Origin of the sequence: Coprococcus comes ATCC 27758 (assembly GCF_025149785.1) — a bacterium.
Taxonomy (GTDB): domain Bacteria; phylum Bacillota; class Clostridia; order Lachnospirales; family Lachnospiraceae; genus Allocoprococcus; species Allocoprococcus comes.
This window is the reverse complement of sequence record NZ_CP102277.1, coordinates 2,746,598-2,772,923: the sequence shown is the minus strand read 5'-3', so window position 1 is coordinate 2,772,923 and position 26,326 is coordinate 2,746,598. Positions and strand designations below refer to the sequence as shown.

Below are 26,326 nucleotides of genomic sequence, written 5' to 3'. Positions count from 1 at the left end.
AAGCAGTAGAGAGAAGGAAAAATATGGATACAGAGAAAAAGGATATATTAATACTGGCAATTGAAAGTTCCTGTGATGAAACGGCAGCAGCCGTTGTAAAGAACGGACGACAGGTGTTGTCAAATGTGATCTCATCACAGATAGATCTACATAAATTATATGGTGGTGTGGTTCCGGAAATCGCATCGAGAAAGCATATTGAAAAGATTAATCAGGTAATAGAAGAGGCTCTGGAAAATGCAGAGGTTACACTGGATGATATTGATGCAATCGGTGTAACTTACGGTCCGGGGCTTGTTGGTGCGCTTCTTGTCGGTGTGGCAGAAGCAAAAGCAATCGCATATGCGAAAAAGTTACCACTTGTTGGAGTTCATCATATTGAAGGGCACATTTCTGCAAATTATATTGAGAATCTGGAACTGGAACCACCGTTCTTGTGTCTTGTTGTGTCTGGGGGACATACGCATCTCGTATGCGTCAAGGATTATGGAACTTATGAGATTCTTGGAAGAACCAGAGATGATGCGGCAGGAGAGGCTTTTGATAAAGTGGCTAGAGCAATTGGCCTGGGATATCCGGGAGGACCGAAGATTGATAAGCTTTCAAAAGAGGGGGATCCAGATGCAATCCCATTTCCACGCGCGCATATCGAAGATTCCCCATATGATTTCAGCTTCAGTGGCGTGAAGTCAGCAGTTTTAAACTATATTAACGGCTGCAAGATGAAAGGGATTGAATACAACCGTGCTGATATTGCTGCATCCTTCCAGAAAGCAGTTACTGATGTGCTGGTAGACAATGCAATGCATGCAGTAAAAGAATATGGACTTAATAAGTTTGCAATTGCGGGAGGCGTGGCGTCAAACAGTAGTCTTCGTGCAGCAATGAAACAGGCATGTGAAAAGAATGAAATAGAATTTTACTATCCGTCACCGATTTTCTGTACAGATAATGCAGCAATGATCGGTGTGGCGGCTTATTATGAATACATAAATGGAACCAGACATGGATGGGATCTGAATGCAGTCCCGAATCTGAAACTTGGCGAAAGATAGAGTGGGCGAACCACGAAATGCAGGTAAAAAGGAGAGAATAATATGAACAGGGAAAAATGTACAGCAGTAGTCCTGGCAGCAGGAAAAGGAAGCCGGATGGGTACAAAAATACAGAAGCAGTATCTGGAAATATGCGGAAAGCCTGTACTTTACTATTCTCTTGCTGCATTTGCAGCATCTCCGATTATTGATGAAATTGTTCTTGTGACAGGAGAAGGTAAGACTGATTATTGCCGGAAAAATATTATAGAAGCTTATGGAATCACAAAAGTTAATAAAATTGTGGTTGGTGGAAAAGAACGGTATGAATCTGTATATAAAGCACTAAGAGAAATAGAACCGGAAGGTTATGTCTTTATTCATGATGGAGCACGTCCGTTTGTTGATGAATCGATCATAGAACGAACTTACCAGGCAGTAAAAGAATACCGGGCATGTGTGGCAGGAATGCCATCGAAAGATACGGTAAAGATTGTAGATGAGAATGATTTCGCAGTAAATACACCGGAACGAAGATTTGTGTGGTGTATTCAGACTCCGCAGGTATTTGAGACTGCATTAATTCGTCATGCATATTTTAAATTGATGGAAAATGAAGAAAATGAAACAGGGATAACAGACGATGCGATGGTTGTAGAGCGTATGGAAAACTGTGCAGTAAAGTTGGTAGAAGGTTCGTATGAGAATATAAAGATTACAACGCCAGAAGATCTGATATTAGCAGAAAGTCTGATCAAAAAAAGAAATTGAAAAAAATTTAAAAAAAGTGTTGACAATAATGTATCACTATGATATTATCTATCTTGTCGCTGATACACAGCAATAACTTAATAAATGCGGAGAGGTATCGAAGTGGTCATAACGAGGCGGTCTTGAAAACCGTTTGTCCGAAAGGGCGCGTGGGTTCGAATCCCACCCTCTCCGGTTGAAGCAGAACAATATGTTCTGCTTTTTTTATTGTTCAGCTTGGTTTTTGGGGAGTAAAAAGGCGAAATGAAAAAAGGTAAGATTTACCTTTGAAGTTACATTATTTTACAAGATTAAATTCCACATGAGAGTGGAATTTAATCTTGTAAGTGAGTAATATATAAAACTTGAAAATAGTACTGGACAAAAAAGAAAGAATCGTGTATATTAAATAATGGACGTTTTGGAGAAATACCCAAGCTGGCCGAAGGGGCTCCCCTGGAAAGGGAGTAGGTCGTTAATAGCGGCGCGAGGGTTCGAATCCCTCTTTCTCCGTTTTGTTCAAAGCTAAAAAGCAGTAATCGATAAAACATAATATTGAATGTAAAATACAGATCAAGAAAATGTGAAAAAAGTCGAAAAAAGTGCTTGACATTCAGGAAAACGGATGTTATTATAAACAAGCTGATGCATGAGAAATGAAAGTTTTAAATGCAGAACAAAAAATAAAAAAGTTGTTGACAAACATGAAACACTTTGATATAATATAAAAGCTGTCGCATGAAACGGCAACAACAAAAAGAACATTGATAACTGAACAATAGACAACAAACCCTGAAAATTCTTTAAAGAGATTTTTCAAGAACGGACATCGAAAGATGTCAAACCAGAACAGTAAACAGGAACAGAATTGCCAAGCGATTCTGACCCGGATACAAACATTTTTAACGAGAGTTTGATCCTGGCTCAGGATGAACGCTGGCGGCGTGCTTAACACATGCAAGTCGAACGAAGCACTTTAACCTGATTCTTCGGATGAAGGTTTTTGTGACTGAGTGGCGGACGGGTGAGTAACGCGTGGGTAACCTGCCTCATACAGGGGGATAACAGTTAGAAATGACTGCTAATACCGCATAAGACCACGGAGCCGCATGGCTCAGTGGGAAAAACTCCGGTGGTATGAGATGGACCCGCGTCTGATTAGGTAGTTGGTGGGGTAACGGCCTACCAAGCCGACGATCAGTAGCCGACCTGAGAGGGTGACCGGCCACATTGGGACTGAGACACGGCCCAAACTCCTACGGGAGGCAGCAGTGGGGAATATTGCACAATGGGGGAAACCCTGATGCAGCGACGCCGCGTGAGCGAAGAAGTATTTCGGTATGTAAAGCTCTATCAGCAGGGAAGAAAATGACGGTACCTGACTAAGAAGCACCGGCTAAATACGTGCCAGCAGCCGCGGTAATACGTATGGTGCAAGCGTTATCCGGATTTACTGGGTGTAAAGGGAGCGTAGACGGCTGTGTAAGTCTGAAGTGAAAGCCCGGGGCTCAACCCCGGGACTGCTTTGGAAACTATGCAGCTAGAGTGTCGGAGAGGTAAGTGGAATTCCCAGTGTAGCGGTGAAATGCGTAGATATTGGGAGGAACACCAGTGGCGAAGGCGGCTTACTGGACGATGACTGACGTTGAGGCTCGAAAGCGTGGGGAGCAAACAGGATTAGATACCCTGGTAGTCCACGCCGTAAACGATGACTACTAGGTGTCGGGGAGCAAAGCTCTTCGGTGCCGCAGCAAACGCAATAAGTAGTCCACCTGGGGAGTACGTTCGCAAGAATGAAACTCAAAGGAATTGACGGGGACCCGCACAAGCGGTGGAGCATGTGGTTTAATTCGAAGCAACGCGAAGAACCTTACCTGCTCTTGACATCCCGGTGACCGGCGTGTAATGACGCCTTTTCTTCGGAACACCGGTGACAGGTGGTGCATGGTTGTCGTCAGCTCGTGTCGTGAGATGTTGGGTTAAGTCCCGCAACGAGCGCAACCCTTATCTTCAGTAGCCAGCAATTCGGATGGGCACTCTGGAGAGACTGCCAGGGATAACCTGGAGGAAGGTGGGGATGACGTCAAATCATCATGCCCCTTATGAGCAGGGCTACACACGTGCTACAATGGCGTAAACAAAGGGAAGCGAGCCTGCGAGGGTAAGCAAATCTCAAAAATAACGTCTCAGTTCGGATTGTAGTCTGCAACTCGACTACATGAAGCTGGAATCGCTAGTAATCGCGAATCAGCATGTCGCGGTGAATACGTTCCCGGGTCTTGTACACACCGCCCGTCACACCATGGGAGTTGGTAACGCCCGAAGTCAGTGACCCAACCGTAAGGAGGGAGCTGCCGAAGGTGGGACCGATAACTGGGGTGAAGTCGTAACAAGGTAGCCGTATCGGAAGGTGCGGCTGGATCACCTCCTTTCTAAGGAAGAAGAAGTAAGGAAAGTTGTCTATTGTTGAGTTATCAATAAAGGAAGTTCTTTTCACAGGGCTCAAAGAACAATTTGAGTTCTAAGCTCAAAAGGACTTCGCTAAGAACTCAATATTTCTGGTGGCGATGCGGTCAGGGGACACACCCGTTCCCATCTCGAACACGATGGTTAAGACCTGATCGGCCGATGGTACTGCACTGGAGACGGTGTGGGAGAGCAGGTGGCCGCCAGATTATAAAAGGAAGGGCTTATAGCTCAGCCGGTTAGAGCGCACGCCTGATAAGCGTGAGGTCGGTGGTTCGAGTCCACTTAAGCCCACTTCTTTAAAAGATAATTAAATATGGGGGATTAGCTCAGTTGGGAGAGCGCCTGCCTTGCAAGCAGGAGGTCACGAGTTCGAATCTCGTATTCTCCACTAGGTTCGAAAGAACCGCATGTACTTTGAAAACTGCATACAAAAATAAATCAATTCTCAAATAGAGAAAGACATCCGAGGTGATCATCACCGCAAGGTAATGATTAACTTACATCTTCGAGAAAACGAAGTAAAAAAACGACCTGAAATACCAACGCATGCAACGCTATGCATGTGTAACCGGATCCCATTCCCGTGGGAGAAGGGAGTTGGTTATGCTAGAAAGAGCGCAGGGTGGATGCCTTGGCACTAAGAGCCGATGAAAGACGTGATAAGCTGCGAAAAGCTTCGGGGAGGAGCAAATATCCGATGATCCGGAGATATCTGAATGGGGAAACCCGGCTGGACAGACTCCAGTCATCCATACGCCAATCCATAACGTATGGAAGGGAACCCGGTGAACTGAAACATCTAAGTAGCCGGAGGAAGAGAAAACAACAAGTGATTCTGTGAGTAGCGGCGAGCGAAAACGGAAGAGCCCAAACCGGAATGCGTGCATTCCGGGGTTCGGACCGCGTAATTGATCTGATAAGTTTAGCAGAATGGTTTTGGGAAAGCCAGCCAGAGAGGGTGAAAGCCCCGTAAGCGAAAGACGAGTCAGCAAGGCGGGATCCAGAGTACCACGAGACACGAGAAACCTTGTGGGAATGAGCGGGGACCACCCCGTAAGGCTAAATACTCCTTAGTGACCGATAGCGCATAGTACTGTGAAGGAAAGGTGAAAAGGACCCCGGGAGGGGAGTGAAAGAGAACCTGAAACCCTGTGTTTACAAGCTGTGGAACATCTATATATGATGAACCGCGTACTTTTTGTAGAACGGTCCGGCGAGTTACGCCATCTGGCGAGGTTAAGTTCTTAAGGAATGGAGCCGAAGTGAAAACAAGTCTTAATAGGGCGTTAAGTCAGATGGAGTAGACCCGAAACCGGGTGATCTATCCATGTCCAGGATGAAGTTGCCGTAAAAGGCAATGGAGGTCCGAACCCACATCCGTTGAAAAGGGTGGGGATGAGGTGTGGATAGGGGAGAAATTCCAATCGAACCCGGAGATAGCTGGTTCTCCTCGAAATAGCTTTAGGGCTAGCCTCATGAGAGTCTTTTGGAGGTAGAGCACTGAATTCCCGCGGGGGCGTCAAAGCTTACCAAAGGATATCAAACTCCGAATGCCAGTAAGATGATTCATGGGAGTCAGACTGCACGAGATAAGTTGGGCAGTCAAAAGGGAAAGAGCCCAGACCTGCAGCTAAGGTCCCAAAATGTGTGTTAAGTGGAAAAGGATGTGGGATTTCAAAGACAACCAGGATGTTGGCTTAGAAGCAGCCATACATTAAAAGAGTGCGTAATAGCTCACTGGTCGAGAGGTCCTGCGCCGAAAATGTCCGGGGCTGAAACACACTACCGAAGCTCAGGAATTAACGTAGTTAATTGGTAGAGGAGCATTCTTAAAGGGAAGAAGCAGTACCGGAAGGAGCTGTGGACTTTTAAGAAGAGAGAATGCCGGAATGAGTAGCGAGAGGAAGGTGAGAATCCTTCCGGCCGAATACCCAAGGTTTCCAGAGTAAAGCTGATCTGCTCTGGGTAAGTCGGGGCCTAAGGTGAGGTCGAAAGACGTAGCCGATGGACAACAGGTTGAAATTCCTGTACTGCAGTATAACAGAACTGTGGGGACGCAGAGGGAGAGCACTAGCGGGAATGGAATCCCGTGGCAAGCGAGGTAGGAGTCGCGCTGGCAAATCCGCGTGACAATCCGAAGACGTGATGCATACCGAACTGAAGTAGGGAAATGTGTGAGCCAGCTGCCAAGAAAAGCCGCTATTGTTTGTACTGTACCCGTACCGTAAACCGACACAGGTAGGTGAGGAGAGAATCCTAAGGCCGACGGGAGAAGCATTGTTAAGGAACTCGGCAAAATGACTCCGTAACTTCGGGAGAAGGAGTGCCAGTGAGAGCTGGCCGCAGAGAATTGGCCCAAGCAACTGTTTAGCAAAAACACAGGTCTATGCAAAACCGTAAGGTGAAGTATATGGGCTGACGCCTGCCCGGTGCTGGAAGGTTAAGGGGAGAGGTTAGCGCAAGCGAAGCTTTGAACTTAAGCCCCAGTAAACGGCGGCCGTAACTATAACGGTCCTAAGGTAGCGAAATTCCTTGTCGGGTAAGTTCCGACCCGCACGAAAGGCGTAATGATTTGGGCACTGTCTCAACAATGCACCCGGTGAAATTGAAATACCAGTGAAGATGCTGGTTACCTGCGCCAGGACGGAAAGACCCCATGGAGCTTTACTCCAGCTTGATACTGGGATTCGATATTGTATGTACAGGATAGGTGGGAGGCGAAGAAGCATTGACGCCAGTTGATGCGGAGCCGCTGTTGGGATACCACCCTTGCAGTATTGGATTTCTAACCAGCAGCCGTGACCCGGCTGGGGGACAATGTCAGGTGGGGAGTTTGACTGGGGCGGTCGCCTCCGAAAGGGTATCGGAGGCGCTCAAAGGTTCCCTCAGAATGGTTGGAAACCATTCGAAGAGTGCAAAGGCAGAAGGGAGCTTGACTGCGACACCGACGGGTGGAGCAGGTACGAAAGTAGGACTTAGTGATCCGGTGGTATAAAGTGGGATTGCCATCGCTCAACGGATAAAAGCTACCCTGGGGATAACAGGCTTATCACTCCCAAGAGTTCACATCGACGGAGTGGTTTGGCACCTCGATGTCGGCTCATCGCATCCTGGGGCTGAAGTAGGTCCCAAGGGTTGGGCTGTTCGCCCATTAAAGCGGTACGCGAGCTGGGTTCAGAACGTCGTGAGACAGTTCGGTCCCTATCCGGCGTGGGCGTAGGATATTTGAGAGGAGCTGGCCTTAGTACGAGAGGACCGGGCTGGACTGACCGCTGGTGTATCTGTTGTTCCGCCAGGAGCATGGCAGAGTAGCCAAGTCAGGAAGGGATAAACGCTGAAGGCATCTAAGCGTGAAGCCCCCCTCAAGATGAGATATCCCAACGTAAGTTGTAAGACCCCTTGAAGACGACAAGGTAGATAGGGCAGAGGTGGAAGTGCAGTAATGCATGGAGCTGACTGTTACTAATCGGTCGAGGGCATAACCAAGAAGGTAGGACAGGGTAAGGAAGAATGGATGGAGTAAAGATTTAAATTTGTATGTGGTTTTGAAGGTACATGTAAGTATCTTTAATATTCCTCGATAGCTCAGCGGTAGAGCATTCGGCTGTTAACCGAAGGGTCGTTGGTTCGAACCCAACTCGGGGAGTTGAGAACTGTAAGCAATTGCTTACAGTTTTTTTCATTTCATAGGAAATTCCGAAGGAACTGTATCGATGATATTTATCTGGGCACCATATGTGGAGTCGGTCAAATTTAAATATAATAAAAGATTTAGTCTGATTTAGGCTGGACAGCTCTGCATATTTGTATTATAGTAAAAACAGTATTTCAAGGGTGATTGCGTAACAATGCTTGTTGCGTTATCATCTTTTTTGGATATAAGGAGGCAGGATAATGAAAAAACTTGCATCAGGAATGGTAATTCTGGCAGGGATACTTTGGGGAAGCATGGGAATTTTTGTCCGCAAGTTTGAAATTTGGTTTTTTAAGTACAGTGCTTGTATTTTGCCTGTATACTTCCGGTCTTAAAAATTTAGATAATGGAAAAGCTTCTATTTTGGCATCAGTTGAGCCAGTTGCAGCTACCTTGATTGGTGTAATACTATATAAAGAAACCGTATCAGCAGGAGAAATATTCGGGATTATTCTTGTGATGGTAGCAATTGTAATGTGTAATCTTACAAATAAAGACAAAAAATAATAAAATAAAGATGACGAATGCCGGAGCATTACTCCGGCATTCTTATTTGGAATTAGGATGTTAAACAAAACAGCTATTTCATAATCGGGATGCCTTTTGCAACCCGGCGATAAATCTTCCATATAATGGTAAATGGAAGACTGATACAAATATAAAGTGTAGAAAAAAGACCTGCAAATCCTCCAATTAAAATCAAAAGTAACATTCCAATATTCATGCCTCTCTCACTCCAGTTCTTTGTATTTCTTTTAATAAAGTCATTTTATGAGAAAATATGTAATTTGAAAAGAGATTGGAGTCAAATGAACGATATTTCCACTGATAGTCAGGGTACGTTTTTCAAAATCGAGTATTAGCTCACCACATTTGTAAGGGTGGAAGAGTTGATCTGAAGAGGTATTCATCCGGGTACTGTGTCTGAGTGAGGTGCGGATACGTGCAAGGAGTTCGGCGGAACCGAATGGCTTGATGATATAATCATCCGCGCCAAGATCGAGAGCTTTTACCTTTTCATGTTCATTTGTACGGGCAGAGATGACGATGATTGGACAGTCGGACCATTCACGAACCTGCCGGATGATTGTCTGACCATCCATATCCGGGAGCCCAAGATCAAGGAGAATGAGATCTGGACAGATAGAATTTATCAGCTGAAGACCTTCAGTACCGGTTATGGCGGTTGTTACTTTATAATTGTGCCCATATAACAGCTTTGTAACAAAAGTAAGGATATTTTGTTCGTCTTCTATAAAAAGGATATTTACTTTTGGCTGCATGGAATGTTTTCCTCCTCTTCTTTTGGTAATGTAAACAGAAATAAAGCACCATTGGTGTGGTTTTTGGCTTCGATATAACCATTGTGTGCGTCAATGATCGTTTTGCAGATTGATAAGCCGATTCCCATACCTTTGTGGGAGTCAACGGAACCAGTATTGTGGCAGATGCCACTGAAAATATCCGGAATAACGTCCGGGTTCAGACCATGTCCGAAATCTTTGACACAGAAGGTTACGTGGTCTGGATGATCAGTGACGGTAAGCTCCGGAGAATGGCTGCTTCCAGAATGGATCAAAGCGTTTTCAAGAAGGTTGATCAGAACCTGTTCAATCAGAATTGCGTCCATTGGAATCAGTAGATAATCGGTTGGAACATGGACAATAATACTGGCTGAAGGAAATCTTTTTTTCAGACGTTGTACAGCTTCAGCAACAACTTCTTCTACAATTTCCGGTGTTTTGTTAACCTGATGTGTAACCGTATCATTGATTCTTGTTACACTGAGAAGATTTTCAACCATATTGAGGAGCCAGCTGGAGTCATTTTCAATATTTTCAAGAAGTTCTCTTTTTTCTGCATCTGATAAGATGGAACCATCAGACAGAAGAGAGGAAGTGGTTGCTGTGGTGAGCAATGTAATGATCAACATTCCGATAAATGTGACCGGATAGCCGCTCAATGTGAAATTCAGTCGGAAAAACGGATAGGTAAAGAAGAAATTGATACAGATTACGGAGAAAACAGAAGAAAAGAGCACGTGCAGGTATCCGTTCGTATATCGTGCAATCAAGATTTGGACAATAATATAAAGTAATGCGATGTTTGCAGTATTTTCAGAAACGAATGAGAAAAAAAGAAAGGCAAGTGCGGTCGCGATGCCAAGTAGTGTGAGTGTAAAAAGTGTATTGTTATGTAATAATTTATTCATAGCAGATAATCCTCATAAATAAACAAAATTTTCACAAAAAACTATCATATTTCCTCACAAATGTCAACAGAGATAAAAAATCATAACAAAATCCAGGCAAAGAGGTTGACATGGAGAACTGTATGTGATATTGTTACAGTATAAATTGTAATTAAAAAGATTACAGTTCAACATATAAGAAATGAGGGAGAAGCGTGACAAGTGAATTTGCAATAGCGGTTCATGCACTTGTATTTCTGGATCGCAGCAATGCTACTATCGCAAGTGAAGAACTCGCAGATAATGTATGTACAAATCCTGTATGCATACGCAGAGTGATGGGAAAACTAAAAAAAGCCGGTCTGATCGAGACAAGAGAAGGCATGGGAGGCGGTTACCGGATCGCAAAAGTAAATTCAGATATTACGCTGAGGCAGATCAGTGATGCACTGGAGAATACGCTTGTAAAAGCATCCTGGCGTTCAGGAAACCCGGATAAAAAGTGTTTGGTTGCAAGTGGGATGTCTGTAGTTATGGACGAACTTGTAACAGGGATGAACAGGAGCTGTAATGATTATCTGGAAAGAATCACGATCCAGAAAGTAGAGGAACGGCTTACTGCCCTTAAAGAAGAAAAAGATAATGAAACAGGAGGATGTCTATCATGTCAGTAATCAATTTAACAACAGAGAATTTTGAAGAAGAAGTATTAAATGCAAAAGAACCAGTACTGGTAGATTTCTGGGCAACATGGTGTGGACCATGCCAGACAATGGGACCGGTTGTTGATGAACTCGCACAGGAGTTTACAGATGTAAAGGTAGGTAAGGTGAATGTGGATGAACAGATGGCGCTTGCCAGAGAATATAAGGTAATGTCAATTCCGACATTTCTCGTATTCAAAGATGGAAAGGTCGCAGAGAGAACTTTAGGAGTTCAGGAAAAGAGTGAGCTGGAACAGCTGATTCGGTAAGCAGAATATAGAATAAGTTATCTAAGGATGTGCCTTGGCACATCCTTTTTGTAGTTTGCGCACCATGGGCGCGCTCTAACGGGTGAAAGTCCCGAATACACCTAGGTAACAAGGAAGTATATAGCTGAACAGCAAGGGAAAACCCCACAGAATCGTATAAAGAATTTGATGAAACTCGGAGTTGATAAGGATACAGCTTGGATTACGGCATACACAGGTAGTCGAATCGCTTACATGTGTCAACGAAGAGTTATGAATTTTGCAATAAACAAAGAAAGATTAACCCGATTTGGACTACTGGGACTTATGGCAATTGATTATAAGAAGCCGGTAAAAGTTATTTCAGAAGATGAGAAATTTATGAAACAGATTGAGAAATGGGCTGTTGAAGAATAAGAATGGATGAGCTGAAAGATGGGAGGCATGGGGATTTTGCTCTCCCGTTTTGTTGCGAAAAAAAGAAACGCTGTAAACTCAACGTTTCTCCCATTTTTAACTAATGCCGCAGACCGGAATCGAACCGTTTTACTTAATCTCAAATACTGATAGAAAGGGGCTTTGAAGACTTCATCACGGTTGCGGTGTTCAAAAAGTGTTCAAACGTTTGTCGCATACAAACTGGGATTTATTTTAATATCCATGGTCAACATGTTGCCATTTTCCGCCGTTTGTTCTAACTAAAATCCACTTCCAATCATTGTATGTACTATTTGGATTCAGAGAACCATCTCCTCCAGATGAATCAACATCGAATGAAGATAGCAAAACAATGACTTCATCTGCATTGTTCCTATCTGCCCAATCTTGATGGTCTTTAGAGCTGTCATCCCCTGCATAATAAATTTCTGTAAGAGTACATCCATTCCAGTTGCTCTTAAACTCTTTTTTTATGGTGTCAATAGCAGATGCAATGTCCTCTTCAGAATATATTTCAGATTCTACATTATGCGTATTTACTTCATTAACATTTCCGCCACAAGCACTCAAACTAAATACAAGCAGAATACATAGCATTGCACATACAATCTTTTTCATAATTCACACTACCTCCATCAATTCCAGTTTGGAGAAATATATTTCTAACTTTCCCTATTTTACAGGCTTTCCAGCCTGTGCATTAGCGAAACGATATGTATTTTCCCTTATTTTTGCCCTTATGAGATAATCGTAAGGGAAATAAGGGAAAGTTTTATTTAGTCATTGCCTGCCACTTTATCAAGTAACCTTGCAGATTCCCGCTTGGCTTTTCTTGTAGAGTGTGCATAGACATTCATGGTGGTACTGACATCTGAGTGCCCTAACAGTTCCTGCACATCCTTTGGTGCTGCTCCATTTGCCAGAAGGTTGCTTGTGTAGGTGTGTCGCAACTGGTGAAAATGAAATCCTTCAAATCCATCCAGTTTCTGAGCAATCTTCCTGCAAACAATTCCTAACGTGCTTGGCAGTTCCAAACTTCCATCCGGTCTTAAGCAGACAAAGGATATTTCCTTATAATCTTCTGGAACATTCTCTGTTCCGTCCAGATGATAGAACTCATAGTAAACTCTGTTTTTGTCTTTTACTTCTCTGTAGTAGTTTTTATGGTAAAGTTCTCCGTACTGCATTCGGTTTTTAAGTTGTTCCTTTCGGGCATTGCGAAGAATCTCTGCCAGTGTATCTCCAAAATCAACAATCCTTACCTTTTTTCGTTTGGTTGGTCCGATGATATTCTTGTGCCTTGAACCATCATATCGGATACTGCGTCTGATTGTAAGGCACTGTTCTTCAAGATTCACATCCTGCCATGCCAGACCACAGGCTTCACCGATACGAAGTCCTGCATAATAAGCTATCTGGATTGGAAGTATTGCCGGTGGATTGTAATTCTGTAGAAATTCAATCAGTCTTTCATAATCCTCTCGTGGAATTGGCTGTATATCGCCATCCATGTCATCATCGGAAAACAGGTCAACCTCATCCGTCTGGTATTTCAGCTTAATATACTGCATCGGATTGAAAGTGATATATTGCTTTGGTGATACTGCAAATCGGAATGACTGCTGTAATACTGCCGAGAAAGAACGAATGTAATCTTTGCTATAACCTTTTCTTTCTGAACCATCTGGATAAGTGCCACCAAAGGAAAGCAGATCGAAGAAGGCTTGTAAATGCTCAGATGTTACATTTTTCAACTTTCTCTCTGAAATTGGATGCTTCTTGATGTTGGTAATGGCACCGAGGTAATTCTGGACTGTCCCATTACTGAGCGTACCGGTCTTTAATTCTTCCTCTGCCCATATATCAAGTAATTCTCCAATTGTAATATTTTCCGACTTTGCAATGAATTTCTTGCTTTCGTAATCGTCCATTGCCTGACGGAGCAGTTTTTCCGTTTCACTTTTACTTTCTGTTCCAGCGTATTCTTTCTGAACCAGATTGCCGCTTGCATCTTCTACATAGAAGCGGTAGTACCATTTCTTTCCTTTTTTTCTTACAGATCCTTTTGCCATAATCGTGTGTCTCCTTTCGATATCAGACAATCGGAACTGATGAAATGCTTCTTGCGTGTAAGTATATCATAACTCCGGTTGTCGTTCTATACCGAATCGGAATCCTCATACAAAACTTCTGATAAAAGATTTTCAAGCCTTTGTTCTGCCATTTCCGGTTTCTTGGAATAAAGCCTTACGATATCTGCCATGTCGTTAAAGGCATTAACAGTGTGGGTGATCTCCCTGAGAAACATAATCTCGTTATATTCATCATTCGATTCAAACCCCATTACTTTTGCAATATCAGCTTCATTCGTGTTGCCCTTGTAATTCTTGCAGGCAAACTGGAATGATTCCAGAAACAGGTTATATTGCTTTAACATCAACAGCAGTAAATCTTTGGAAAAAGCATCTTCCTTTTTACTAAGGTCGAGAGGTAACTGTTTGAGAATATCGCCCATTGCATCACGAATCTGTAATTCTTTCTTATCCGTAATATCGGTTTCGTATTCATTGGTTTCCCCTCTGAGCCATTCAATAGATACATGAAGTGCTTCCGAAAGACCTTCCAGCACCATCTTTTTGGTATTGTCAATCGAACCATTCTCATAACGCAGGATTGTGGAAGCTGTAACTCCCATCTTCTCTGCAACATAAGGCTGTGTCAGATTTAATTCCAGACGACGCTGTTTTGCCCTGCTGCCTATCAGCTTGCGTAGTTCTTTATCTTTCATGCTGATTGCCTCCTTTTTCGGTATGTATGAATTATAGCATGTACCTCACATAATTGCAATATGCAATATAATAATTATTTCTAAAATTTCATAACGCTTGACAACACAATATAAAACCGCTATACTAACAGCACAACAAAATTGCATAATGCAATTTATAAGGAGGTGACAAGATGACGGAAAGAAAGATTGCATTATCCATCGAGGAAGCAGCCGACTATACAGGAATTGGCAGAAACACTTTGAGAAAGCTGGTTGAATGGAAGAAGCTTCCGGTATTAAAGGTCGGAAGAAAAGTCCTTATTAAAACTGACATTCTGGAAAAGTTCATGGAAGCCAACGAGGGGCGTGATCTGAGGGATAAAGGAAATGTAAAAGCTGTCACAAGAAATGTGGCAACTTAAAAAGGCGGCTTCCTAAGAAACCGCCAAAGGTTCTATCAGACCGAAGCCATGATATACCTACACGCAAGAGGATTATACCATGTGCTTCTCCTGATATGCAACCGGGAACTGTTGTTTATCGGAAAAAGAAAGGATGAAGACGATATGGCGAAATCAACAAAGACTTATGAAGAAAGAATACGTGCATTAGAGAAAAAGGAACAGGAAAGCATTGAAGCTACAAAAAAGCTCATTGCACAGCGGAAGGAACTGGAAAAGCGAAAGAAAGCAGAGGAAAGTAAAAAACGAACCCACAGGCTCTGTCAGATTGGTGGCGCAGTGGAATCGGTTCTTGGCTGTCCGATTGAGGAGGAAGATTTACCAAAGTTGATAGGCTTCTTAAAAAGGCAGGAAACAAACGGAAAGTTTTTCTCAAAGGCGATGCAGAAAGAGCCATTTACAGATATGGAGGAAGTGTAATGGCGGAGGGAGTGGTTTTTCCATTCCCTTCATTGCCTTTGAATGAAGGGCGCACTTATGGACAACCAGAGGTCGTCCTTATAAGTTTGCCACAAGTGGCAACCGGTCTGCGCTTACGCTTGCCGGGCTCGTTCCGTCGGCGGGGCTTTCAGCCAGACCTGCTCATGCCGCAGGGGGCACTCTTGCGCAGAGGGCGTTCCGACAGCTTCACTTCTGCCAAACCAGAAGAAGATGCTGTCGGAAATCAATGCCGGATACGGCAGAAAGGGGGAATCGTATCATGGCGATATTTCACTTTACAGTAAAGATTGTCGGGCGCAGTAAAGGAAAATCTGTCATATCCGCATCGGCATATCTTAATGGAGATGTGATGAAGAATGAGGAAACAGGCAGAATCAGTTACTATACTTCCAAAAAGGAAGTCGTCTACACCAGTCTGATGATGTGCGAAAATGCACCTCCTGAATGGCTGCATGTACCGGAAGAAAATATAAAAAGGTTTCAACAGTCTATCCGTTATAAAAGAGCGGATGATAAAGATGCCGCACTGGAAAAGTTTAAAATCACATTTCAGAAACAGCGTCTATGGAATGAGGTATTGAAGATAGAAAAAAATGCAGATGCACAGCTTGGACGCTCATTTGAATTTTCCCTGCCGAAAGAATGGAGCAGACAGGAACAGATTGATTATACAACCGAATATATTCAAAAGACTTTCGTGGATAAGGGAATGTGTGTCGACTGGAGCATACACGATAAGGGCGATGGAAACCCACATGTGCATTTACTTGTAACCATGCGACCATTCAATCCAGACCATTCATGGGGTAGCAAAGAAGTCAAGGACTGGGATTTTGTCAGAGATACTGACGGAAATATCGTGGTTGATGAATCCCACCCGGACTGGTGGCAGGATAAGAAAAATCCTGATCGGCATGGAATCCGCATTCCGGTACTTGATGAAAACGGAGTACAGAAAGTCGGGGCAAGAAACCGAAAACAATGGAAACGGGTTTTGACCGATGCTACCGGCTGGAATAATCCAAAGAATTGTGAGTTATGGCGAAGCGAATGGGCTGGGATGTGTAACCGGCATTTATCCATAGACAATCAGATTGACCACCGTTCTTATGAAAGACAGGGCAAATTAAAAATCCCTACGATTCATGAGGGTGCGGATGCAAGAAAGATTGAGGAAAAATATTTCACCGGACAGATATGGAATGGTTCATGGAAGGTAGAGGAAAACCAGATGATTAAAAAACAAAATGCACTGCTGCAAAAGGTAATCACAACCTTTGGTAAGGTATCCGGTGCATTGTCAATATGGAAGGAGTGGTTGAATGACATTAGAAGAAAGCAAAGAAGTAATTCCCATGATGGAAGCAATGATTACACAGATAGAGGCACAGCAGAATATCATGGCAGAGATGCTTCAGGAGATACAGGAAAAGGACGAGAAGCTGATGTGCTTTCAGGAGCAGGAAGAACGATTGCAGCAATTAGAGAAAGAATTGTCAGAGCTGCTACAAATCTTACCGGATACAGAAGAACTGTTGATGCTTCTGGAAGAAAAGACAGACCAGATACAGAAACTCACAGACGAAAATCAGCAATGGCAGGAATTGGCACAGAAATTGAACAGCGAGAACCGGCTATTGCAGAAACAGAACAGCGAATTACTGAACTTGAACAGCAATTAGAGAAAGGAAGGTTGATTGATGAACGAATTAAGAAACTCAAAGAGCGACGATCAACTGGAAGAACTGCTAATGCTGACGGAGCAGATGCAGGAAGAACTCGACCAGAAAGACCGGACTATCAGGAAACTGAAAGTGCAGCTCGACGAATCGCTGACCTTGAACGAGAGGTTAAACAGCGAGAACAGAGCAGGGAACATTCAAGCCTTAAAGAACGACTTGAGGAAAACAAAAGAATTATTGCAGAGCGAGAAAGAGAAAACGCTCACCGCAAAGGACATGATAGAGGAATGTCGCGATAAGCTAAGACAGGCAGAACAGGAACGGGACTATGCACTCTCCCATCAGAAAAAAGTAGAGATACCGGTTGAAAAGCCGGTACTCTATCAAAAGTGTGGGAATTGTAACCAGACAGCTTATCTGAGAGCGAAGGAAAGGTATGATACGCAGAGAGAAAAACTGGCAGGCAGATATAAAGCAAAAACAGCCATGTATGAAGCATTGATGTTTTTGCTGATATGGTATTCCGTATCGACTACTCTTTTTCAGATAATACTGTCAAAAATCTTTATTTCTGATTGCGTGGTATTCTTTGATACAATCGCAACTTTTATACAGAGCATTGCAGGGTGGATTATACTGACAGGAAAGAATGTGGCACAGATTAGTAATGGAATATCCAATCCTGTCATTACCGGAATTATATACTGGCTGATAAGATTATTGATTTGCGGTGGCTGTCTGGTGGGTGCAGAAATACTTTTAGCATTCACCGGGATAAAGATTGCCGGGCTATATAAGAAATACTGCTGGGATATGATTACAATACTGGTAACACTTATAAGCATGGCAATAGCAATCTATTTTGGAGATTGGATAAAGACAGTATTGCCGATCAATCTGCTATTTTTCTTATTATTCGTGCAACTGGTATATGTTGGAATCAGGTGGTATGTAAAAGGCTGGCGGGAAACAAGGGGATATTATTAAAAATCCGATTGTAAACACACAATTTTATATATGTGCTTAATCACACCTCTTTGTATTTTAATAAAATCCTACAAAATCCTTGAAAACAAAGGATTCATTGTAATGTGTTCGCTTTATCCCTTTATATGATTTCACACTATATTCCCCTTGCCCTGACTGTTCATAATGGTAAAAACAAGGGCTGGAAAAACGTATAACGCAATACAACAAAGTGTAGCAATTGGGATATTATGAACGAAGAAATCATCTTTTCATAAGCAGTCAATAAGGCTGAAGGAATTAATCTCTGCCGCCTTATTGACTTTCAGGTGGGCTTCAATTATAATTAAATCAGCTGATTTAAAACAAGCGATTTAGTAAAAGGAGAGATAAAGTATGCCACCAAAAGCCAAATTTACAAAAGCAGAAATTATTGAAGCCGCATTAAATATTGTCAGGGCAGACGGATATGAGGCTTTGACTTCAAGAGCGTTAGGAACATATCTCGGTAGTTCGGCAAGACCCATTTTTACTGTATTTAAAAATATGGAGGAGGTTCAGCAGGATATGATTAAATCTGCTAAAGCTCTGTATAAAGAATATGTCAATAAAGGACTAACAACAGAGCCCCCGTTTAAAGGGGTGGGTACACAATATATTCTCTTCGCTGTTAATGAGCCTAAGCTTTTTCAACTTCTCTTTATGACGGAGCAAAAACAAATTCCTGACTTATCTGGTGTACTTCCGCTGATAGATGAAAGTTATGAGCAAATTCTATTGTCAATTCAAGATGATTACAAAATTTGCAAGGCAGCTGGGAAAAAACTGTATCATCATCTTTGGATATATACACACGGAATTGCAACGCTTTGTGCCACAAAAATGTGCCGATTTACAGACGAAGAAATCAGTACAATGATTACTGAGGTATGTATGAGTATTTTGAAAAAGCTGAAGGAAGGAGAAAATAATGATTAAAGCGAGAAATATAATAAAATCCTACCAAAACGGAGAAAGCCGATTCCAAGTATTAAAGGACATCAGTCTTGATATTGAGGATAATGATTTTGTGGTTATTCTCGGCGCATCTGGTTCTGGCAAGTCAACCTTTTTGAATGTAATTTCAGGTCTTGAACGCCCTGACAGCGGTAAAGTGTTTTATGACGGAAAGAATATTACAGCACTTTCTGATAATGAATTAACTTCATTTCGTAAGGAAAATGTCGGATTTATTTTTCAGCAGTATTATTTGCTACCCAATATGAGCGTTGATAAAAATGTAAAAATGGGTGCTGATTTAGCAAATAATAAAGATTATAAAAACGTCATTAGAGCGGTTGGACTCGGAGAAAAACTACATAAATATCCCAGCGAACTTTCGGGTGGCGAACAGCAAAGAGTATCTATTGCAAGAGCTTTGGCAAAAAGACCGAGAGTATTATTTCTTGACGAACCGACAGGAGCATTAGACGAACAAACAGGACGACAGGTTCTTGATTATATATGTAAACTTCAAAAGGAATATGGTTTTACGATTGTAATGGTAACGCACAATTTGAATATTGCGGAAATGGCAAACACAGTTATAAAAATGAATAGCGGAAAAATATCTGAAATTTACACAAATGAAGCACAAAAGACTGCTTATGAGATAGGGTGGTGATGGTATGCTCGTTGGAATAAAAAATGTTTCAAAACTCATCGGTATTTCCATTATAGCCTGTTGTGCTGTTCTTGTTTGTACAATGTTTCTGAACTTTTATTTTGATGTTCGATTAATTGAGAGTGAAATTACATCTGAATTATCAATGTTTTTTTATAATGCTCAGGTTTCTACCGCAAAAGTCGTTTGCCTTGTAAGTGGAGGATGCTTGCTTTTAACTGCGATTGTTATGTTGTTGTTTTATATTAAGCATTATATTGACACGCATAAGAAGGAACTTGGGATATTAAAGGCGTTGGGATATTCAAATATCAAAATTGCAAAAAGCTTTTGGGTATTCGGAATTAGTATATTTATTGGAACTGTAACCGGATATGCAGGAGCATTTCTTATAATGCCGTGGTTTTACGCTCTACAAAATGAAGATAAAATGCTTCCTGAGATAACTATCAATTTTCATCCAAGCATTTTATTTTATTTTGTGGTATTGCCGACTGTGTGTTTTTCGGCACTTTCAGTTTATTATGCCTGGTACAAATTCAAAAAACCTGTGTTGCTGCTTTTGAAAGATAATATGCAAACTGCTTCTAAAACACCAAATCATAGAATCGAAAAAAGCAGTGAATTGTCGTTTGTAGAGTATTTGAAAAGGAATACCTTGAAATCTAAAAAGGCACTTGTATTCTTCATTATTTTTGCTTCGTTTTGCTTTTCAGCTATGACACAAATGTCGTTTAGTATGAAAGATTTATCAAGTGAAATGATGGGTGTGATGATGTTGGTCATCGGACTTGTATTAGCGTTTACAACTCTGTTTCTTGCTATAACCACAGTAATAAACGGAAATACAAAAACTATTGCTATGATGAGAGTATTCGGCTATTCACAGAAAGAATGTTGCAGGGCAATTTTAGGAGGATACAGACCGCTGTCCTATATTGGTTTTATAATCGGAACAGTATATCAGTATGGATTGCTTCGGCTTATGGTGGATATTGTATTTAAGGATGTCGAGGGTGTACCTACGTATAAATTTGACTTTCCTACTATGCTTATTTCTCTTGCTTGTTTTATCACGATTTATGAAATTATGATGTATATATATTCTGAAAAAATTAAGAAGATTTCTATCAAGGAAATTATGATTGAGTAACAGGGGAAAATACATACAAACAAAATGGATACAGTGCCCTGTCTGGTGAAAAAACTGAACAATGATACTGGAAAATACCAAATTTAAAAGTTTCATCTGCATTGTCAGAAGTGAAAAAATATAGAATAATAGGGACAAATAAATCTAAAAGGGTTATTTGTCCCTTATTTATCTTTGAATTAAATTTCTAAGGAATCTTCCGCATCTACCCACATTTGCATCGTTCCATCAAGATACAATCTTGCATATTCAAGTGGTTCATCAATAGCAAGTGCATTTAATGCACAATCTGATCCAGGTGTTGTTTTTAAATTCTTTTCTGCTTCCCAGCAGTCAATGCGGAGCATATAGCCAGCACTGGTATATACATCAATGCTGTTTCTGTGTGGATTGTATTCTGCAAATATCGTTCTCATCGTATCAAATCTCCATATCGTTCAATCAATCATTTGTTAAAAAATAGAAGCATTTCAATCAGTTCACCATGTCGTTTTAATTTTGTGTTATGCTGTTTTATAGGATTTTCTTGCCCTTGTGTTTGCCCTTATCAGAGTTCGTAAACACTGGTGGGACAATATAATACAAGGGAAACAATAAGGGAAAGCTCACCTGCGATAAACTTAGTGTTTTCAAGGGCTTGAGAGATATTTGATAATAAAATATAACAATTATTAAATTCCTTGGAATACATGAAATCTCAATTCCAATTTGTCTGTTTCATGTTATACACAGTATAATTCCATTTTATAAAATATTCAATTAAAAAGGTATGCGAATATTTTTTATTTCCGCATACCCATTATCACTTTATTCTTTTACATATCGAATTAACTCACCAATTTCACATTCAAAATAGTTGCATAGTTTACAGATTAAATTTGCATCCAGTCTTTGAAATTCATTTCTGCAATATCTATTGAAATTTGACCTCGGTATGTCAAGTTCCTTACAAATCATATTCTTACTGATACCTTTTTCTTGTAACAGTTCTTCTATCCTTAATTCTAAATGTCCATAGTTCATGTTCTGCACCTCTACATAAAGTATATTTATTAAATCCTTATGTAGTAATTCACTATATAGTGAGGTACTATATAGTTATCCCTGTACTAATAACACGAAAGAGGTATGTACATGAAAAAGAAAATCATAGCACCAATCACAATACTCTGTTTACTGACCATTCTCTACAATTATCTCAGACTGCCGGACTACCATATTACTAACAGCATGTCCTTTAGCAGTGCAGATACCAGAGATACTGAATTGACTGTAATTGTTTACAAATGTTGGGGAATTGATGGAGTAATCAAAGACATTGAAAACGAACATAACAAAATTAACGGTACACCTACCACCTTGGAAATCAACCTCTATTATCCAACTTATTACTTGCACAATAATAGCAAGCCGTTCCGAACTGTAACCATTGAATATAATAAAAAGGAATAGCACTCTATTACTGCTTTTGAAGTAGTATCGGCTATTCCCTCTCCTTATATTCTTTTGTTCGTATTTTCGCAAACTAACGTTCCGCAAGGATGCCCAGTGCGACGGTTCCTAACAGGGCGGCGGGTCGACTGGGCAAGTGGTCGGCTGAGAAGCATTTTCTACTCAACGACATATTTAACGTTTGATTCTCTCCGTCCCTCATATTTCTCCTGTGCCAACAGTTTATCAAGAAATTCTGACACTTCTTCCATGTCTTCACTGTCTATCAAATCCAGTTTTATCAATACATCAAGGTCTGTCTGATTCTTCGGTTGTATTGAGATTGGCTGAGATGTATCCACAACCACTTTCAACTGTTTTGTCTTATTTGCTGTTTCAATATCCGTAGTTAATCCCATAACGTGGCTTTTACTCACGCCGAATATCTGTGATAATTTTTCCCATATAGATTCATCTCTCGGCGTTCCGTTTCCATTTTCATAGTTCGTAAGCATACTTTGTGAAATGCCTAATTCTTTTGCAAGTTCCGCAACGGTTATATTCTTTTCTTTCCGCAATTCTTTTATTTTATTCATAGCGAACCTCCTTTATAAGCACATTATATTTCATCGAATTTTCTCTGTCAATCTTTTTATCGGATATTCAGATATTCTCTATTGACATTCCATTGCACTTGCTTTATCATAAGATTATCTTAATATCTGATAATCAGATATCTATAAGGAGGTGAAACGATGATTAGAGGAAATGACTTTATTTTAAATCCAGACAAACTGCAAGAGGAATTTCAGTTAGTAGAAGTTTCTGACTGGGTAGACTTTTCTACAAAAGAAAAATTAGGATTCTACTATACAGTTCTTCTTCCAAAATTAAAGTTTGAAAAAGTCAAAGTAGGCATTAAAGCTAACACAGCGATTGTTACCAACGAAGAACTTGAACAAAAAGGGCAGATTCCAGTCTCATTTGATGGATTACATACTTGGGCTAGTCTCTATAATGGACGTCTTTCTGTCAAAGCAGAAGCTTCCAATATCAGAAAAGTGGGAATGAAATAATTTTTCCCATTATGTCAGCCAGTCAGTGCCGGACAACGTCATAGGTGCTGAACTGGCTGACCTCTATACTTGATATATAAAACAACATCTTCCGAAAATAATCGGAACATTCATTACAAAAATTGGGATATGAGGTGAGATTCGTGAGCAAAACAAAAGAGTGTTTTGCATACAATACGAAAATCATTGAAACTCCTACTACAAAAGAAGTATATATTTACGAAAGCCCTATTTTTATTCACTCGAAAGAAAAGGCAGATTTAACAGACACAAGTAACCGAAAAAAATTTGATGAAATGTCAGCTCATAAGCAATATGACAGTTTAAAACGCAAGCAGAAGCATTACGAACAGGCTCGTTGGGATATTGCCCGTATTGTTGACTGCAACTTTGATAACAGAACAAAATTTGTAACGCTGACATTTAAAGAAAACATTCAGGAAATCCTGATAACTAACCGAGAATTTAAGTATTTTATCCAGCGATTAAATTATTATTTGTACCATACCAAAACCCAGTTATTAAAATACCTTGCAACGTGGGAGAAACAGAAGCGTGGAGCAATCCATTATCATGTTATTTTCTTTGATTTTCCGTATATAGCAAAAGAAAAATTACAGAATTTATGGTCACATGGATTTATTAAAATCAATCGCATTGATGTAGACAGCAAAGAAAACAGAGGTCGTTATCTTAGCAAGTATTTTGGAAAAGACCTTGATTTGAAAGAACATAAGAAAAAAGCCTTTTTTAAATCTCAAAATCTGAAAGTTCCACACGAAACAAAAGTCATGCTGACCGAAGACATTTTACATGACTTACAAAAAGAAAATATCGTCTTTCAGAAAGAATACACAAGGCAAATTTACGATACCAACGCTTTCTTATCTACTGGTTCATGCTTAAAGGACAGCAGTGTTATCTACATCAAAATTAAAAAAGAAAATCCTTGCGTAAAGGGGGAATCTTATGGATAATCCCGTTACGTTTTCAGATATAACATTATTGAATACGTTAGCCACCTGTGCTAACATGACCACAGATGAAGTCTTCAAAGATTTTAAAATTATGGCAAATAAAAAAATCTTGGAGAATCACAAATATGAAATTTATTACTCGGAATCAGAAAAAAGCTGGCGTACTTATTTACCCGATGAAACCAAACCTAACAAACGCCGTCCTGTTAAGAGGAAGAGTAAAGAGAACCTTGAAAAAGAAATCATCAGATTTTATATCGAAAAGCAGAAAGCTGAAAACCGTCAGAATGTCACACTAGAAGAATTATATGCTGAATGGCTTTTGTATAAAAGAGATTATACTTCCGTAAAAGCAAAAACAATTCAAGAATATGTATCTGAATGGAATAGATTTTTCAAAGATACAGAACTTGTTAAAATGAAGATAGGCGAAATCAAACCAATCACGCTTATCCGCTTTTTCAGAGAAGCTACAAAAGACCGACAGTTCACGCACAAGCGAGTCAGTAATGCCCGTTCTGTTTTGAATGGAATAATGAGTTATGCGATCGAAGAAGAAATTATATCACATAATCCTGTCTCTGATGTGAATTTCAAACAGTTTACCTATAAGCCAGTAGAAGTACAAAGTGACAATGTATTTTCCCGTGATGATACGCATAAGTTATTAAATTATCTTCGGTGTATCATAGAGCCATATTCTCTTGCAATACAGTTATCTTTCTATCTGTTTATCCGTGTTGGAGAAACAAAAGCTATCCGTTGGGAAGATATTGACTACAATAACAGGCTTGTATATCTTCACAGACAGGCGACCTGTGAACGTACATTGAATGATGATTTAACATTCTCAAGCCGAAAAGTAAAAGTAGTAAATCAAATGAAAGGAAATACTTCTCATGGATTCCGTAAACAGTTCCTTACAGACGAAGCACTTAAAATTCTTCACAAAGCAAAGGAATTAAATCCAAATGGAATATATGTCTTTGAACCCAACGGCGAGATTATGACAACAGACAGCTTTAATCGCCGTTTGAAGAAATATTGCAAAGAAGCCGGTGTTCCTTATCATTCCAGTCATAAAATCCGCTTTTACAATGCTTCAACAGCTTTTGACGGAAATAATCTTACAACCCTTAGTTATTTAATGGGACATAGTGAGACAGCTACAACATTGCATTACTTGCGGAATGTCAATAAGAGGAAGAATGACAGGCTTGCTTTTCAGAATCTTGGTATTTCATCATAAAGTGTTCAAAGGTGTTCAAACATTTTAAAACAAAAAAATAAGAGAAACGCTGTAAATTCAACGTTTCTCCCATTTTTAACTAATGCCGCAGACCGGAATCGAACCGGTACGGGTATCACTACCCACGGGATTTTAAGTCCCGGGCGTCTGCCAGTTCCGCCACTGCGGCATATCATTATGAAATTATAATGAAAATGGGACCAATAGGGCTCGAACCTATGACCCTCTGCTTGTAAGGCAGATGCTCTCCCAGCTGAGCTATGATCCCGAAAACTGAATAATCAGTTAAGCGACCCGAATGGGACTCGAACCCACGACCTCCGCCGTGACAGGGCGGCGCTCTAACCAACTGAGCCATCGGGCCATATGAAATTGTTAAAAAAGTGGACCTTCAGGGACTCGAACCCGGGACCGATCGGTTATGAGCCGATTGCTCTAACCAGCTGAGCTAAAGGTCCAAATTAAATACGTCCCACTAAGGACAAAAGCCGATGATCGGACTCGAACCGATAACCTGCTGATTACAAATCAGCTGCTCTGCCAATTGAGCCACATCGGCATATTGCTGTGTATATACAATTGGCTTAAACCAAGTGACTCCGACGGGAATCGAACCCGTGTTACCGCCGTGAAAGGGCGATGTCTTAACCGCTTGACCACGGAGCCAAAACTATTTTGGTGAACTGTTTTATAACAGTGACCGAAAATTATAATAGCATAACTATATGATTTTGACAAGTGTTTTTTTGAAAAAAATTTAAAATTTTTAGTTTTTTTAGCTTAAGGAAAAACGAGGAATATCTGTGCCGGAAAGCTGAAAATCCATAAGATGAAAAAAAGAGCCGATACAAAACTGTATCGGCAGAGTAGAGAGAAGATATATATAAAAGGTATAGGTCAAAGACATATGCCTGATTTTTTAGGCGGAC

27 protein-coding genes, 11 tRNA genes and 3 rRNA genes are annotated in these 26,326 nt (G+C 40.8%); 26 read left to right on the top strand and 15 right to left on the bottom strand.

Features of this window, described 5'->3' with window-relative positions; all coding sequences use genetic code 11:
* Positions 1-23 precede the first annotated feature (23 nt).
* The 11 genes from tsaD to NQ556_RS13615 all read left to right on the top strand — a co-directional run bounded on the left by tsaD (position 24) and on the right by NQ556_RS13615 (position 8,454).
* The gene (gene tsaD, locus NQ556_RS13665) at positions 24-1,055 is read left to right on the top strand and encodes a tRNA (adenosine(37)-N6)-threonylcarbamoyltransferase complex transferase subunit TsaD (RefSeq protein ID WP_008373677.1); all 1,032 of its coding nucleotides are present in this window, start codon (positions 24-26) and stop codon (positions 1,053-1,055) included.
* 42 nt (positions 1,056-1,097) lie between these two features.
* Positions 1,098-1,805 (top strand): 2-C-methyl-D-erythritol 4-phosphate cytidylyltransferase, encoded by a 708-nt coding sequence (gene ispD, locus NQ556_RS13660; RefSeq protein WP_008373678.1) that lies wholly within the window; start codon positions 1,098-1,100, stop codon positions 1,803-1,805.
* An 88-nt stretch (positions 1,806-1,893) separates the two neighbouring features.
* Positions 1,894-1,979: transfer RNA gene (locus NQ556_RS13655), tRNA-Ser, on the top strand.
* 228 nt (positions 1,980-2,207) lie between these two features.
* Positions 2,208-2,297 (top strand) — tRNA-Ser (locus NQ556_RS13650).
* A gap of 388 nt (positions 2,298-2,685) precedes the next feature.
* Positions 2,686-4,216: ribosomal RNA gene (locus NQ556_RS13645) — 16S ribosomal RNA — on the top strand.
* Between the two features lie 125 nt (positions 4,217-4,341).
* Positions 4,342-4,459 (top strand): 5S ribosomal RNA (gene rrf, locus NQ556_RS13640).
* A gap of 11 nt (positions 4,460-4,470) precedes the next feature.
* Positions 4,471-4,544, top strand: a tRNA-Ile gene (locus NQ556_RS13635).
* 24 nt (positions 4,545-4,568) lie between these two features.
* Positions 4,569-4,641: transfer RNA gene (locus NQ556_RS13630), tRNA-Ala, on the top strand.
* A 211-nt stretch (positions 4,642-4,852) separates the two neighbouring features.
* A 23S ribosomal RNA gene (locus tag NQ556_RS13625) occupies positions 4,853-7,739 on the top strand.
* Together the 16S, 23S and 5S rRNA genes with 5 tRNA genes alongside form the textbook arrangement of a ribosomal RNA operon.
* 88 nt (positions 7,740-7,827) lie before the next feature.
* Positions 7,828-7,899 (top strand) — tRNA-Asn (locus NQ556_RS13620).
* A gap of 312 nt (positions 7,900-8,211) precedes the next feature.
* Positions 8,212-8,454: an EamA family transporter gene (locus NQ556_RS13615; protein ID WP_044999073.1), complete on the top strand. Its 243-nt coding sequence runs from the start codon at positions 8,212-8,214 to the stop codon at positions 8,452-8,454.
* A gap of 73 nt (positions 8,455-8,527) precedes the next feature.
* Here NQ556_RS13615 and NQ556_RS13610 read toward each other — a convergent pair whose 3' ends face one another.
* Genes NQ556_RS13610 through NQ556_RS13600 form a run of 3 tightly spaced genes read right to left on the bottom strand, consistent with a single transcriptional unit; the run spans position 8,528 to position 10,159 of the window.
* On the bottom strand, positions 8,528-8,671 hold the full coding sequence (locus tag NQ556_RS13610) for a hypothetical protein (protein WP_008373112.1): 144 nt from the start codon (positions 8,669-8,671) through the stop codon (positions 8,528-8,530).
* A gap of 40 nt (positions 8,672-8,711) precedes the next feature.
* The gene (locus NQ556_RS13605) at positions 8,712-9,230 is read right to left on the bottom strand and encodes a response regulator transcription factor (protein ID WP_008373111.1); all 519 of its coding nucleotides are present in this window, start codon (positions 9,228-9,230) and stop codon (positions 8,712-8,714) included.
* On the bottom strand, positions 9,215-10,159 hold the full coding sequence (locus NQ556_RS13600; RefSeq protein WP_008373109.1) for a sensor histidine kinase: 945 nt from the start codon (positions 10,157-10,159) through the stop codon (positions 9,215-9,217). The genes NQ556_RS13605 and NQ556_RS13600 overlap by 16 nt, the downstream gene beginning before the upstream one ends.
* Positions 10,160-10,353: 194 nt before the next feature.
* Here NQ556_RS13600 and NQ556_RS13595 point away from each other — a divergent pair, with 194 nt between their 5' ends.
* From NQ556_RS13595 to NQ556_RS13585, 3 genes are all read left to right on the top strand, one after another.
* On the top strand, positions 10,354-10,812 hold the full coding sequence (locus NQ556_RS13595) for an RrF2 family transcriptional regulator (protein WP_008373107.1): 459 nt from the start codon (positions 10,354-10,356) through the stop codon (positions 10,810-10,812).
* Entirely contained in the window at positions 10,803-11,111 is a 309-nt protein-coding gene (gene trxA, locus NQ556_RS13590) for a thioredoxin (protein ID WP_008373101.1), read from the top strand. The genes NQ556_RS13595 and trxA overlap by 10 nt, the downstream gene beginning before the upstream one ends.
* A 252-nt stretch (positions 11,112-11,363) precedes the next feature.
* Positions 11,364-11,507: a hypothetical protein gene (locus tag NQ556_RS13585; RefSeq protein WP_156333063.1), complete on the top strand. Its 144-nt coding sequence runs from the start codon at positions 11,364-11,366 to the stop codon at positions 11,505-11,507.
* A 234-nt stretch (positions 11,508-11,741) separates the two neighbouring features.
* Here the strand turns inward: NQ556_RS13585 and NQ556_RS13580 are convergent, their stop codons facing one another.
* The 3 genes from NQ556_RS13580 to NQ556_RS13570 form a co-directional block, all read right to left on the bottom strand.
* The gene (locus NQ556_RS13580) at positions 11,742-12,146 is read right to left on the bottom strand and encodes an LptM family lipoprotein (RefSeq protein WP_008373091.1); all 405 of its coding nucleotides are present in this window, start codon (positions 12,144-12,146) and stop codon (positions 11,742-11,744) included.
* A 158-nt stretch (positions 12,147-12,304) separates the two neighbouring features.
* Entirely contained in the window at positions 12,305-13,600 is a 1,296-nt protein-coding gene (locus tag NQ556_RS13575; RefSeq protein WP_003505396.1) for a tyrosine-type recombinase/integrase, read from the bottom strand.
* An 86-nt stretch (positions 13,601-13,686) separates the two neighbouring features.
* Positions 13,687-14,316, bottom strand: a complete 630-nt coding sequence (locus tag NQ556_RS13570; RefSeq protein WP_008373090.1) for a helix-turn-helix domain-containing protein — start codon at positions 14,314-14,316, stop codon at positions 13,687-13,689.
* 173 nt (positions 14,317-14,489) lie between these two features.
* Between NQ556_RS13570 and NQ556_RS13565 the strand changes: the two genes are divergently transcribed.
* From NQ556_RS13565 to NQ556_RS13530, 8 genes are all read left to right on the top strand, one after another.
* The gene (locus tag NQ556_RS13565) at positions 14,490-14,720 is read left to right on the top strand and encodes a helix-turn-helix domain-containing protein (RefSeq protein WP_003505382.1); all 231 of its coding nucleotides are present in this window, start codon (positions 14,490-14,492) and stop codon (positions 14,718-14,720) included.
* A 144-nt stretch (positions 14,721-14,864) separates the two neighbouring features.
* Complete coding sequence (locus NQ556_RS13560; protein WP_015559870.1) at positions 14,865-15,179, top strand: relaxasome subunit MobC; 315 nt, start codon at positions 14,865-14,867, stop codon at positions 15,177-15,179.
* Positions 15,179-15,484: a hypothetical protein gene (locus tag NQ556_RS13555; RefSeq protein ID WP_005345966.1), complete on the top strand. Its 306-nt coding sequence runs from the start codon at positions 15,179-15,181 to the stop codon at positions 15,482-15,484. The genes NQ556_RS13560 and NQ556_RS13555 overlap by 1 nt, the downstream gene beginning before the upstream one ends.
* The gene (locus NQ556_RS13550) at positions 15,460-17,181 is read left to right on the top strand and encodes a MobA/MobL family protein (RefSeq protein ID WP_044999071.1); all 1,722 of its coding nucleotides are present in this window, start codon (positions 15,460-15,462) and stop codon (positions 17,179-17,181) included. The genes NQ556_RS13555 and NQ556_RS13550 overlap by 25 nt, the downstream gene beginning before the upstream one ends.
* On the top strand, positions 17,159-17,869 hold the full coding sequence (locus NQ556_RS13545) for a DUF6040 family protein (RefSeq protein WP_044905124.1): 711 nt from the start codon (positions 17,159-17,161) through the stop codon (positions 17,867-17,869). The genes NQ556_RS13550 and NQ556_RS13545 overlap by 23 nt, the downstream gene beginning before the upstream one ends.
* 375 nt (positions 17,870-18,244) lie before the next feature.
* Positions 18,245-18,826 carry a TetR/AcrR family transcriptional regulator gene (locus NQ556_RS13540; protein WP_008373078.1) on the top strand — a complete coding sequence of 194 codons (582 nt, stop codon included), beginning with the start codon at positions 18,245-18,247 and terminating at the stop codon, positions 18,824-18,826.
* A complete protein-coding gene (locus NQ556_RS13535) occupies positions 18,819-19,511 on the top strand; it encodes an ABC transporter ATP-binding protein (RefSeq protein ID WP_173722561.1) in 693 nt (230 codons plus the stop codon). Before NQ556_RS13540 ends, NQ556_RS13535 begins: the two co-directional genes overlap by 8 nt.
* A 4-nt stretch (positions 19,512-19,515) precedes the next feature.
* The gene (locus NQ556_RS13530) at positions 19,516-20,664 is read left to right on the top strand and encodes an FtsX-like permease family protein (RefSeq protein ID WP_008373066.1); all 1,149 of its coding nucleotides are present in this window, start codon (positions 19,516-19,518) and stop codon (positions 20,662-20,664) included.
* Between the two features lie 179 nt (positions 20,665-20,843).
* Here NQ556_RS13530 and NQ556_RS13525 read toward each other — a convergent pair whose 3' ends face one another.
* Positions 20,844-21,080 carry a DUF6061 family protein gene (locus NQ556_RS13525; RefSeq protein WP_008373065.1) on the bottom strand — a complete coding sequence of 79 codons (237 nt, stop codon included), beginning with the start codon at positions 21,078-21,080 and terminating at the stop codon, positions 20,844-20,846.
* A gap of 391 nt (positions 21,081-21,471) precedes the next feature.
* Positions 21,472-21,687: a helix-turn-helix domain-containing protein gene (locus tag NQ556_RS13520; protein ID WP_004845965.1), complete on the bottom strand. Its 216-nt coding sequence runs from the start codon at positions 21,685-21,687 to the stop codon at positions 21,472-21,474.
* A 111-nt stretch (positions 21,688-21,798) separates the two neighbouring features.
* Between NQ556_RS13520 and NQ556_RS13515 the strand changes: the two genes are divergently transcribed.
* Complete coding sequence (locus NQ556_RS13515) at positions 21,799-22,116, top strand: hypothetical protein (RefSeq protein ID WP_025656186.1); 318 nt, start codon at positions 21,799-21,801, stop codon at positions 22,114-22,116.
* A 158-nt stretch (positions 22,117-22,274) separates the two neighbouring features.
* Here the strand turns inward: NQ556_RS13515 and NQ556_RS13510 are convergent, their stop codons facing one another.
* Positions 22,275-22,691 carry a helix-turn-helix domain-containing protein gene (locus NQ556_RS13510; RefSeq protein WP_005424130.1) on the bottom strand — a complete coding sequence of 139 codons (417 nt, stop codon included), beginning with the start codon at positions 22,689-22,691 and terminating at the stop codon, positions 22,275-22,277.
* A 159-nt stretch (positions 22,692-22,850) separates the two neighbouring features.
* On the opposite strand from NQ556_RS13510, the gene NQ556_RS13505 reads away from it, so the two are divergent.
* The 3 genes from NQ556_RS13505 (at position 22,851) to NQ556_RS13495 (ending at position 25,397) form a co-directional block, all read left to right on the top strand.
* Entirely contained in the window at positions 22,851-23,171 is a 321-nt protein-coding gene (locus NQ556_RS13505) for a hypothetical protein (RefSeq protein WP_005330993.1), read from the top strand.
* Positions 23,172-23,314: 143 nt separating this feature from the next.
* On the top strand, positions 23,315-24,148 hold the full coding sequence (locus NQ556_RS13500; RefSeq protein ID WP_173679275.1) for a rolling circle replication-associated protein: 834 nt from the start codon (positions 23,315-23,317) through the stop codon (positions 24,146-24,148).
* Complete coding sequence (locus NQ556_RS13495; protein ID WP_008373044.1) at positions 24,141-25,397, top strand: tyrosine-type recombinase/integrase; 1,257 nt, start codon at positions 24,141-24,143, stop codon at positions 25,395-25,397. Before NQ556_RS13500 ends, NQ556_RS13495 begins: the two co-directional genes overlap by 8 nt.
* 83 nt (positions 25,398-25,480) lie before the next feature.
* On the opposite strand, the gene NQ556_RS13490 is transcribed toward NQ556_RS13495, so the two are convergent.
* From NQ556_RS13490 to NQ556_RS13465, 6 genes are all read right to left on the bottom strand, one after another.
* Positions 25,481-25,566 (bottom strand) — tRNA-Leu (locus NQ556_RS13490).
* A 26-nt stretch (positions 25,567-25,592) separates the two neighbouring features.
* Positions 25,593-25,665, bottom strand: a tRNA-Val gene (locus tag NQ556_RS13485).
* A gap of 22 nt (positions 25,666-25,687) precedes the next feature.
* Positions 25,688-25,761, bottom strand: a tRNA-Asp gene (locus NQ556_RS13480).
* 20 nt (positions 25,762-25,781) lie between these two features.
* Positions 25,782-25,855: transfer RNA gene (locus NQ556_RS13475), tRNA-Ile, on the bottom strand.
* 28 nt (positions 25,856-25,883) lie between these two features.
* A tRNA-Thr gene (locus NQ556_RS13470) sits at positions 25,884-25,956 on the bottom strand.
* A gap of 35 nt (positions 25,957-25,991) precedes the next feature.
* Positions 25,992-26,063 (bottom strand) — tRNA-Glu (locus NQ556_RS13465).
* Positions 26,064-26,326: the final 263 nt, after the last annotated feature.

Bases quoted from the DNA above. Each gene is read 5' to 3' on its own strand.
- tsaD (WP_008373677.1), top strand. From the start codon at position 24: ATGGATACAGAGAAAAAGGATATATTAATACTGGCAATTGAAAGTTCC.
- ispD (WP_008373678.1), top strand. From the start codon at position 1,098: ATGAACAGGGAAAAATGTACAGCAGTAGTCCTGGCAGCAGGAAAAGGA.
- NQ556_RS13610 (WP_008373112.1), bottom strand. From the start codon at position 8,671: ATGAATATTGGAATGTTACTTTTGATTTTAATTGGAGGATTTGCAGGT.
- NQ556_RS13605 (WP_008373111.1), bottom strand. From the start codon at position 9,230: ATGCAGCCAAAAGTAAATATCCTTTTTATAGAAGACGAACAAAATATC.
- NQ556_RS13600 (WP_008373109.1), bottom strand. From the start codon at position 10,159: ATGAATAAATTATTACATAACAATACACTTTTTACACTCACACTACTT.
- trxA (WP_008373101.1), top strand. From the start codon at position 10,803: ATGTCAGTAATCAATTTAACAACAGAGAATTTTGAAGAAGAAGTATTA.
- NQ556_RS13585 (WP_156333063.1), top strand. From the start codon at position 11,364: ATGAATTTTGCAATAAACAAAGAAAGATTAACCCGATTTGGACTACTG.
- NQ556_RS13580 (WP_008373091.1), bottom strand. From the start codon at position 12,146: ATGAAAAAGATTGTATGTGCAATGCTATGTATTCTGCTTGTATTTAGT.
- NQ556_RS13575 (WP_003505396.1), bottom strand. From the start codon at position 13,600: ATGGCAAAAGGATCTGTAAGAAAAAAAGGAAAGAAATGGTACTACCGC.
- NQ556_RS13570 (WP_008373090.1), bottom strand. From the start codon at position 14,316: ATGAAAGATAAAGAACTACGCAAGCTGATAGGCAGCAGGGCAAAACAG.
- NQ556_RS13565 (WP_003505382.1), top strand. From the start codon at position 14,490: ATGACGGAAAGAAAGATTGCATTATCCATCGAGGAAGCAGCCGACTAT.
- NQ556_RS13560 (WP_015559870.1), top strand. From the start codon at position 14,865: ATGGCGAAATCAACAAAGACTTATGAAGAAAGAATACGTGCATTAGAG.
- NQ556_RS13555 (WP_005345966.1), top strand. From the start codon at position 15,179: ATGGCGGAGGGAGTGGTTTTTCCATTCCCTTCATTGCCTTTGAATGAA.
- NQ556_RS13550 (WP_044999071.1), top strand. From the start codon at position 15,460: ATGGCGATATTTCACTTTACAGTAAAGATTGTCGGGCGCAGTAAAGGA.
- NQ556_RS13545 (WP_044905124.1), top strand. From the start codon at position 17,159: ATGATAGAGGAATGTCGCGATAAGCTAAGACAGGCAGAACAGGAACGG.
- NQ556_RS13540 (WP_008373078.1), top strand. From the start codon at position 18,245: ATGCCACCAAAAGCCAAATTTACAAAAGCAGAAATTATTGAAGCCGCA.
- NQ556_RS13535 (WP_173722561.1), top strand. From the start codon at position 18,819: ATGATTAAAGCGAGAAATATAATAAAATCCTACCAAAACGGAGAAAGC.
- NQ556_RS13530 (WP_008373066.1), top strand. From the start codon at position 19,516: ATGCTCGTTGGAATAAAAAATGTTTCAAAACTCATCGGTATTTCCATT.
- NQ556_RS13525 (WP_008373065.1), bottom strand. From the start codon at position 21,080: ATGAGAACGATATTTGCAGAATACAATCCACACAGAAACAGCATTGAT.
- NQ556_RS13520 (WP_004845965.1), bottom strand. From the start codon at position 21,687: ATGAACTATGGACATTTAGAATTAAGGATAGAAGAACTGTTACAAGAA.
- NQ556_RS13515 (WP_025656186.1), top strand. From the start codon at position 21,799: ATGAAAAAGAAAATCATAGCACCAATCACAATACTCTGTTTACTGACC.
- NQ556_RS13510 (WP_005424130.1), bottom strand. From the start codon at position 22,691: ATGAATAAAATAAAAGAATTGCGGAAAGAAAAGAATATAACCGTTGCG.
- NQ556_RS13505 (WP_005330993.1), top strand. From the start codon at position 22,851: ATGATTAGAGGAAATGACTTTATTTTAAATCCAGACAAACTGCAAGAG.
- NQ556_RS13495 (WP_008373044.1), top strand. From the start codon at position 24,141: ATGGATAATCCCGTTACGTTTTCAGATATAACATTATTGAATACGTTA.